General features: G+C 35.6%; 10 protein-coding genes. All 10 read right to left on the bottom strand.

Translation table 11 applies throughout. The features are described 5' to 3' along the window. Nucleotides 1-4: 4 nt before the first annotated feature. Nucleotides 5-502 (bottom strand): IS200/IS605 family transposase, encoded by a 498-nt coding sequence (gene tnpA, locus AWN68_RS18375; RefSeq protein WP_245658034.1) that lies wholly within the window; start codon nucleotides 500-502, stop codon nucleotides 5-7. Nucleotides 503-620: 118 nt separating this feature from the next. Beyond that, the gene (locus AWN68_RS18380) at nucleotides 621-875 is read right to left on the bottom strand and encodes a hypothetical protein (protein WP_068419190.1); all 255 of its coding nucleotides are present in this window, start codon (nucleotides 873-875) and stop codon (nucleotides 621-623) included. A 112-nt stretch (nucleotides 876-987) separates the two neighbouring features. After that, nucleotides 988-1,557: a hypothetical protein gene (locus AWN68_RS18385; protein WP_068419193.1), complete on the bottom strand. Its 570-nt coding sequence runs from the start codon at nucleotides 1,555-1,557 to the stop codon at nucleotides 988-990. 49 nt (nucleotides 1,558-1,606) lie between these two features. After that, nucleotides 1,607-2,263 (bottom strand): hypothetical protein, encoded by a 657-nt coding sequence (locus AWN68_RS18390; protein WP_068419205.1) that lies wholly within the window; start codon nucleotides 2,261-2,263, stop codon nucleotides 1,607-1,609. 215 nt (nucleotides 2,264-2,478) lie between these two features. Then, the gene (locus AWN68_RS18395) at nucleotides 2,479-4,149 is read right to left on the bottom strand and encodes a helix-turn-helix domain-containing protein (RefSeq protein ID WP_245658035.1); all 1,671 of its coding nucleotides are present in this window, start codon (nucleotides 4,147-4,149) and stop codon (nucleotides 2,479-2,481) included. 541 nt (nucleotides 4,150-4,690) lie between these two features. Continuing rightward, nucleotides 4,691-6,169: a nitrilase-related carbon-nitrogen hydrolase gene (locus AWN68_RS18400; RefSeq protein ID WP_084362936.1), complete on the bottom strand. Its 1,479-nt coding sequence runs from the start codon at nucleotides 6,167-6,169 to the stop codon at nucleotides 4,691-4,693. Nucleotides 6,170-6,248: 79 nt separating this feature from the next. After that, entirely contained in the window at nucleotides 6,249-6,839 is a 591-nt protein-coding gene (locus tag AWN68_RS18405; RefSeq protein ID WP_068419195.1) for a Crp/Fnr family transcriptional regulator, read from the bottom strand. 156 nt (nucleotides 6,840-6,995) lie between these two features. Beyond that, the gene (locus AWN68_RS18410) at nucleotides 6,996-7,637 is read right to left on the bottom strand and encodes an LbetaH domain-containing protein (protein ID WP_068419198.1); all 642 of its coding nucleotides are present in this window, start codon (nucleotides 7,635-7,637) and stop codon (nucleotides 6,996-6,998) included. Continuing rightward, the gene (locus AWN68_RS18415; protein WP_068419199.1) at nucleotides 7,630-8,388 is read right to left on the bottom strand and encodes an alpha/beta hydrolase; all 759 of its coding nucleotides are present in this window, start codon (nucleotides 8,386-8,388) and stop codon (nucleotides 7,630-7,632) included. The genes AWN68_RS18410 and AWN68_RS18415 overlap by 8 nt, the downstream gene beginning before the upstream one ends. After that, nucleotides 8,385-9,164 carry a hypothetical protein gene (locus AWN68_RS18420; RefSeq protein ID WP_068419202.1) on the bottom strand — a complete coding sequence of 260 codons (780 nt, stop codon included), beginning with the start codon at nucleotides 9,162-9,164 and terminating at the stop codon, nucleotides 8,385-8,387. The genes AWN68_RS18415 and AWN68_RS18420 overlap by 4 nt, the downstream gene beginning before the upstream one ends. Between the last annotated feature and the right edge of the window lie 43 nt (nucleotides 9,165-9,207).

Genomic DNA, 9,207 nt, shown 5'->3' on the forward strand with positions numbered 1-9,207 from the left:
GGTCTCAGTAATGTATAGAATAACAAAGCCCACGGTTTAAACCGTGGGCTTTGTTATGTGTACTAAAACAGTCGGTATTCAATCCGTTTTTACTCAAGAATTCATCATATTCCTGTTGAAATGATTTCTTTTGGTGGTGTTCTTTTTGGTTTTTTATGTATAGAAAAACCTTTTCCACTATCGATTCCGATACGGAATAGGAGGCATAACCAGTTTGCCAAGAAAATTTCTCAGACATCAGGTTATTCTGATTAACGAAATGAGAGGAACTCCCTTTTAATTGTTTGATGACTTCAGTTATTGATTTTTGTGGGTTTAGAAGAAATAGACAATGAATATGGTCTGGCATACCATTGATAATTCTAACTGGGCAGCCTTGTTCTCGCAGTTGAGTAGAAATAAATTGATAAACCTTTTGCTCTATGTTATCCTTTAGGAGCGGAGCCCTTTCTTTAGTTGCCCAAATGGTATGAACCCATATTTTATTGAAGGAATGTGACATGGTGTTTCTTTTATAATTACCAATATAAACCGTTAAAACGGTTCTATCAATTCATCCCTTTATCATAGCCCACGGTTTAAACCGTGGGCTATGTTTTAACAGTCATCCTGAACTCGTTTCAGGATCCGTTTGCTAGTGGGGTAATGGTTTTAACCATTTCAGTAGCATCTGCCTGTTTTCCTACCCTTACTCCGAGGCTTCCGAGGAAGGGGCTAAAACATAAATGTTGGAGATAAGCTTTGTTATCCCAAGGACTGAGCCTTTGGTGAATAGTGGTGGCAGGTTCTGCCAAAGGCAGATAAATCTGAGAACCTGCGACAGTAGATTGGTTAAGTCCCTGTGTTATTTCATACCCTTCCTTTTTGCTGGACATGCTATTTGTTGTTTTTTACTTATTGTCTGAGAACCCAAGAACTGTGAATATTGACTTGTCAGACTATAGCTTAAAAATTTACTCCTATATAAACGTTTCAAGACATCCGTTTTTAATACCAATTAAATCCGACTCCAAAGGAGAGTATCACAACGTCTCGATCTTTGTTATTGCTCAAATTTGTCCATCCCAACTGCAGTTGCGTTTGAAGGTCTAAAGCAAAGCGTTTCTTTTGCACTAATTCATACCCTGTACTAAGGGCAACTGCTCCACCAAAATTCCAATCTTCATTTTTAATGTTGTCTTCATAGATTGCTGGAAAATCCATAGCTAGACCTGCACCAGCATTGACCCACCAACGGTCTTTTACCCAATATTGAACAGAGGGCATAAATGCATCAAAACTTCGGTCATTGTCTTCGTATGCGTAGCCCATTCCAGCATACATGCCTAGAATGGCTAGACGATCATTGACCATCCAACCCACTTTCAAATTAGGAAAACTGCCGCCTGCTTGAGCTTCATCAAAAGGCATTGCTTGATCGCTGTCAGATATACTGATAGCACCACCGCCAATTCCAAAACCAATGACAAATCCTTTTCTTTCAATGTGGTTGGTCTCATTTTGACCATAACAGAGAAGCGTACAAAACGTAAATACAAAAATTAATAAGTTTTTCATTTTTAATAATTATGTGAAAAGCAATTGATTTGACTTGTCAGACTATAACTTAAAAATTCACCCCTAAGTAAATGTTAGGCTCAAAAAGAAAGTAGTTTTTCCACTTATCGTCTATTACCTTAAATGCTTCGGGAGCATTGTTGTCAAACATCCAGTGGTTAACATGAATTTGAGGCTCAATAAAAAAACGTTTTTTCTTACCAAATGCGATATGATAACCGACATGATATGAATTATAGAGCTTAAAATCATTCCCGATTTTGTTACCATCTAGATCCATGTAGGTTTGAAATTGTGGTAACACTTCAACAGCTGCGAATAGTCCTTTCCATAACATACGTTGGTATGTAAATCCTATTCCTCTTTCTCGCACATGTCCTGGATAGAATTCACTTTCTGTATCTAACTTATCCAAAAGGCCATCCCACCATTGGATGCCCATGGGTTGAAACAATCGCCAGGTGGCAAGCTTCAATCCTATGATATTCTTATTATCCAGATTACGCTTTACGTGAAGCTCTATCATTTGTGTACTTGTCCGATCATTCCACCCTCCTCCAAGAGGATCTGTAAGAATAAAAAAAGGTGTGCTTACCCTCCACTTATGGGTTACTTCAGTTTTTTCTTTTCCTTCTTCTTGTGATTGTGTTTGAGCAAAAGCACCAAATGTGCTGAAGAATAAAAGAATGATTAATAGATTTTTCATGACCTTAATTTTTAATGTTGTTTGAATTAAATTGCTTTTCACAAAGTACTTTCGCTTACTGTTAGACTGTTTAGCATAAGAGAAGGAAATATCATCCAATGTATATTTACATTTTGACCGGATTGATAATTCAAAGGTGGGCTGGAAAGCAAAGTGAATCGTTCTGAAATGTAATTCAGGACTTAATGGTAAGATTTGGGACTTTTATAACAGGCTTAAATTTGCTTAGATTTCAACCAAGCTTTCGGTGTCATCCCTTCGATTTTTTTAAAGAAGGCATTGAATACCGTTTTAGAATTAAAACCGCTTTCATAGGCTAGTGCTAAGAGGGTAAAGTGGCTATTAGCTGGGTTTAGGGCAAGCTCTTTGAAGGCCTCTAAACGCAAACTATTGATGTATTCATTGAAGTTTTGGCCGATTCGTTCGTTCAGTAACCAGGAAAGCTTGTTGCTGCTAATATTCACGTTTTCGGCTAGCTCGCGTAAAGATAAGGATGGGTTTTGAAACCACTTTTCTTCCTTCATTCCCTTTTCAAAAATTTCTAAAGCCATGTCGATTTCAGCCTCTGACATTAAGGCTTTGGGAGGGGCAATTCGTATTTGTTTTTCGGAATTAGATGGCAATAGTTCTTCTCGGAAAACAGCTTGAACTAAATCTTGAAATCGCTTATATCGGTGTAATGGTTTAAGCAGCGGAATATTCATGAAATTTATGATTTGACCAGTACGCATTTTGATGTTTTCTTCCAAAAAGTCCAACGCCATTTCGTGCTTCCCCAAATGGACCGTCAAAAACAGTTGCCAGGGAAAAAGCGCTTCCCCAATCTCTTTTTTAATCATTGAGGTAACCCTGCTGATATCAACATGGATTTTATCTTCCGGATTTACCAATTTGTATAATACTCGGCATTCTTCTGGTCTTTCCGCCAAAGGGGTTTTATCTAAGAAGTCATTTAGTTTTTCGTAATCTTTTGTTAGAATTAAACACAGTTGTTTTAGTGCAATGGGATGTGTAAAACTTGGGTTGATGCTCAATGAGGTCTCTATACATTCCAGTGCTTTTGTATAGTCCTCTTTTAAATAATAAATATTCGCTTTGGTGAAATAATGATTTGGAGACAGAGGGTTTATTTTTAAAATATTATCGGCATGCCATAGTGCTTTTTCGAAATACCCTATTGCTGTGTACAATTCACATAAACCTTCTTCTGCTTCCGTATAGGATGGATTAAGTTCTATTGCTTTTTGAAAAAAATTATGCCCATTGATGAAATCCCATTGACCCCAAAAAAGTAATGTCGCTTTACCAAAATACCCTGTATAGGATTGTTTATCAAGCTTAAAACCTTTGCTAAGATTCTCTTCTGACAACTGTAATAATCCTTTGTTATTTGTCCATGATCCATACATGGCATAACTATAGACCAAACCAAAGTAAGGTAAAGCAAATGAGGGGTCTGTTGTTACACATTGTTCATAGAGCGCTATTGAATTTACCATTCCTTGTCCATCCCACATTAAATGCTGATAACGACCTTTAAGATAAAGGTCATAGGCCTCTATATTTTTAGTTGGTGCTTCAATTAAATGTTCTTGAATGTTGATGTGACCAAAATTTTCTCGAATCTGGTCAGCTATTCGCAAACTTATTTCATCTTGTAAGGCGAAAATATCCTCCATCTCCCGATCAAAATTTTTTGACCAGAAGTGAGTCCCATCATTGGTATTGATTAACTGTGCTGTAATACGAACTTTGTTATTGACTTTTCTGACGCTCCCTTCCAAAACAGTACTCACCCCTAATTGATCACCAATGGTTCGTACATCTATATTTTTATTCTTAAATGCAAAAGAGGATGTGCGGGCAATGACTTTCAAGCCTTTCACGGTGGTTAGAGCATTGATAATTTCTTCGGTAATGCCATCGCTGAAGTATTCGTTCTCTGGGTCGGCACTCATATTAACAAAAGGGAGAACCACAATGGACTTATTGGATGATGATATAGGTAGGTTGTTGCTCATTTTCTACTATACCTTATCATCTTCTACGAACTGACATTTAATTTTTAATGATTTTTCCTTTAGTTGGCTACAACGTTATGTTTACGCCACGTTTGTGACGCATATATATCATGTAATTTATCAAAACTTCCTTATAGCATCCAAATCAGTCGCTATAAGGAAGTTTATTGAAGGTCTAATTTGTCTAAAGGTGATTTTTTTCCAAGCCCTTATGAGTAATATGTGTATACCCTGAGGCTTCGGGGTCAGTTGTTGGGCTTGAATTGTGACCTAAAAACTCGCTTCTTTCTAATTGTAGGGCTACTGTTGAATTCTTAAATTATAAACCGTTAAAACGGTTCTGTAAACTCACCCCATTATCATAGCCTATGTTGTAGCAAGTAATACTAATATAGTTCTATTCAAATCAATCATCTTTTGTTGTTGGGTTTGATTTGTTTTTTGATTGAGACGCAATAGCCATGAACGACAGTAAGAATCCAATACACAGGTAGACGAAGCTATCTTGAATAACTGAGAATAATGTAATGACACCTTTGGTAGGTAGTTGTGAATACATGATTTTATCATTATCGTCAAAACTGCTCATTTGTGAGACCATTTCACCGTATGGTGTAATTGCTGCAGAGAGTCCAAAACGCGTTGAACGCAGCACCGAGTGACCTTGCTCAACAGCTCTAAAGGCTGCCATTTCTGTATGAACAGGGTCAATGCCTCTCCAATCACTTGACGGAAGAATAACCATATCTGCCCCTAATTCACCATACCCCTTTGCCAGATACGGAAAATCATAATCATAGCAAATTGCGGCTCCGACTTTTGTTCCTTTCACATCAGTAACTTTTAAAGGCGACTTTCCCTGCACAGCTGGTTCTCCTGGTACGGGTTGATGCTTGAGGTATGTAAGCGTAATGTTTCCTGATGAATCGATAAACTGGTACTTGTTCTCATACCTCAAGGGAGATTGTGAAATGGGTGACACATAAGAAGCGACCAAAGTGATATTGAGTTCAGAAGCTAGTTCCTTGATGGAGTTTATCCATTCCTTCTCATCTTCAGGCATTATAAATATAGCAGCTTCGTTCCATGATATTATTTTAGCACCACCTTCCGCTGCAGTTCTGGTTCGTTTAAATAATGCCGTTCTTGTTTGTTCAGTTCTTTCCTTAGTTGGTAATGGTAAACCACTTGCCTCCGAGTCTGTTCCAACTGCCGCAACAGTAACAGTGTCAATACCATTGGCTTTGCTCATGTCGTATCGGATGGAGCCAAAAAAAATAAAAAGTAACAGCACAAATAACGGCAGCTGAAATGTTGGAATAGAGATTTTTCGTTTGATTATGATGTTGGCAATTGAGACATTAACCCAATAAATCAGAAAGCTTAGACCGGCCATACCAAACAAAGACACCGTTTGAGTAAGCGATACATTGTCGTGCATGGTATATGCAACTACTCCCCAACTGGCAAGAGGGGTAAAGGTGTATTGAATCCATTCCATAATAACCATGATGACAGGAAATAGAAACAACGCGAATTTTTGATTTTTAAACTTACTCCAGACCAAGTATCCCGGCAGGTGAAACAAACTAATTGGGATCGAGTAGAGAAAGACCAACACCAATGGAATTGGATCGCTAATAATCTTGGTTACAACGAAGGACCAAGCCAAAACTAAAGCGAGAAAAAAAGTTAACCTTGACTTCCAACCTTGTGTGTGACTTAGATAAATTAGAAATGGAACACTTGAAACCCAAGCCATGACTTCAATACTAAATGTCATGTGAGTAAGGGCCATGGTAACCATTCCAATTGCGAGATAATAAAGTGGATTAATTTTATCTACAGAGAATCCTTGTGTTTGGGTACTTGATGAATTCTTCATCTTTCTTTGTTTTTAAGTTCACTACAAAGATTGATGATGTTGATTTCGAATCCATTAACATTTGTTAAAGGATGACATCTTACTTCATGAGTTCTTTACGGAGCCTGCTTAGGGAAATATTTGTAATTCCCAGATAGGAGGCAATGTCAACATGTGAGATTAGATTTTCCAGAAAGTGATATTTTTCTCTAAAAAGAATGAGCCTTTCTTTAGCGTTCAGCGAGGCCAATGCAATTTCTTTTTCAACTTTTGCAAGGAGTTCATATTGTAAAACCATATTTCCAAACTCGCGGATGTCAATGTGATTTATCATTAGCTGCTCAAACTTGTCAGCGTTTAAACTGGCTACGGTCAGCTCTGTAAGCGCTTGAAAGTTGAGGTGAGATTTTTGGTTAGCTGTTCTCGTTTTATTGGGAGAAAGTACACTGCCTTCAAGAAAATAAGATATAGTTACTTCCTCACCTTCCGGGCTTAGCAAAAAGCTCCGGCAGACACCTTCGTAAACAAAGTATTCCTTGTTATTCTTTTTCCCTCTATCAATAAACACATCTCCTTTTTCATAAAATTCAACTAAAATCAAATCACTTATCAGATCTAATGACCCCTCAGACACAGGAGACACTCTGTTGACTAAGGGTCTTGTTCGTTCTTTAATCTGTTCGGAATTCATGATTATCTTTTACTTGCTACAACGGTCTAGTATAAGAATAGTAGCGGATTTACACACACTAACTTCTCGGTTAAACAAAGACCTTTTTTATATTTACTTACTTTCGTTTTAGTGATTAAACCGCTATTATTTTTATACATTGTTGGCTGTAGTCTTTTATTCAAATGGTCTTTTTTTGTAAGGACTTGGTGCTTTTCCAATTTCTTTAGCTGGATTTCCAATATAAAGTTTATTAGGTAGCGTATCTTTTTTAATTACAGCAGATGCTCCAATGTATGAGTATTCAGCAACTGTTATACTACCTATAACAACTGCATTCATACCAATAAAAACAAAATCTTTAATTATTGGTGCAGGTTCGTCTTCTCCATAGACAACATCTTTAAACAAGTGAAAAATATTCCCCTGTATAATACAGTTATTTCCAATTATACAGTTTTTCGCTACAAATGATGAAATAGAAGTATTATCGCCAACTTTAACATTGGCATATATACGACTACCATATTTAACATCAACGTTTCTTCCAGTTTTCACATTTTCTCCAATGTATGAATGATAATCAATTCTGTTATTTTCTCCAATCAAAGAACCTTGGCATATTACAGCATTCCCCATAATTTTACAATTATCAGAAATAACAACTTTATTTAAAGAGTTGTCAACGTTTAAAAGTTCTTCATTTTTTGTATTATAGTTGGGGAAACCTATTGTACAATTAGGTCCAATATATACACCGTTTCCAATAGTTACGTTATTTGATATAATACTTGAAGGATGAATAATTGAATTAAGCATCAATTAAGAATTTATCAATGTTGATATATAGTTTTTCACGTTCTTCCGTTATTCCGTGTGAAGCGTTGTAAGCAGTCATTTGTATTTTACCACTTTTACAACTTTCATAGTAATCTGAACAACTTTTATAAGAAACCATTGTGTCATTAGTTCCGTGATGAAGCGATAATGGAATCTCTTTTATTTTGACTTTTTCTGGTTCGTAATAGAACAATTCTGAAATCATTTTTGAACCTGTTTTAAACTTTCTTCTTCCGATTAAGATTGGTGCTGAATCTATTGCACTTTCAATACCTTTTTGAGGGAAAAATGAATTTCCCCAAGGTAAATCTGTATCAGTAAAGGTTGTTTTATAACTAATAACTGGGTTTACAAAAACAATCTTATTTAGTTTGTTTTTTTTAAAGTGTTTAAGTAATAATAATGATATACTGCATCCAAAGCTTGTAGCCAATAAATTTACTTTTTTGTATTTGTTTTTTGCGTAGTTGATAACAGTATACAAGTCTTCTATCATTCCTGTAATTGTACAATCAATATCTTTAATGGGCGAATCTCCGTGACCACGAAAATCAAATCTAATAGTACTAAAATCTTCAGCGTTATACTTTTTTTCAAGTTCAACAAAAAAACCATTTTCATCTTTATTCACAGTAATACCGTGAGCCATTATTAAAACAGTTTCATTATCTGATATTTCATTTTCCAAAAAAGAAATTTGATGATTGTCTTTTGTTATTAATTTATTCATTCCGATATTTTTTTAACTAAAACAAGCTTTGGTTTTCCAGTTTCATTATTATTTGTGTCACATTTTACAACTGCAACGTATTCCATTTTCTTAATTCTATTGAAAAGGCCTAACTCTTTAGCCAATTCCAACTTTAGTTTTGGGAAATATCTCTGATTAGAAATAAGATAAGAAGCTGCAAGTACACCATATGTGCCACAACCAGCCAAAATATAAATATATTTATCGTGCATATATGGGCTTTTGATTTTTGCTAATAATCCGTAATCTTCTTGATTTGTACTATCCTTTTGAAAACTTTCTCCAAATACTTTTAATATTCCATTTTGGTCAAAGTCAACTTCATCAGGTAAATATTTCATAAAATGTTTTGTAGTACTGTTATATTTTGGTCCTCCAACTGTAAAAATATTTTCGTGAATAGGTTGAATTTTAGTTGAAGCTCCAGTATAAATATGTCTTATACTTGAATCTTTGTATAACTCTTGTAGTGTCCCGACTAAAAAATTAGCTGCTGTCGAATCTGGTCCTTGAAGAATCGTAGTGTTATTTCCTTGAGGTTGTGTGACTGGGATTTCTCCAGAAGCGATATAGGCAGAATCTCCATCTTTGATTCCATATAATCGAGATAAAGTAAGTCTATTCGTAAGTAAATATGTTATTGAATTTATAATAGAACCTATAAAGACTTGCAAAAGCAAAACAATACCAGATGATATTATACCAGCAATAATAGCTGTTGAATTATCTTTTATCCATTGTATAATTTCATTCATAGATTTCGTTTTTTAGATTACAGCCAACGGTTCGTATAACCGT

Source organism: Roseivirga echinicomitans (assembly GCF_001592935.1).
Classification (GTDB): domain Bacteria; phylum Bacteroidota; class Bacteroidia; order Cytophagales; family Cyclobacteriaceae; genus Roseivirga; species Roseivirga echinicomitans.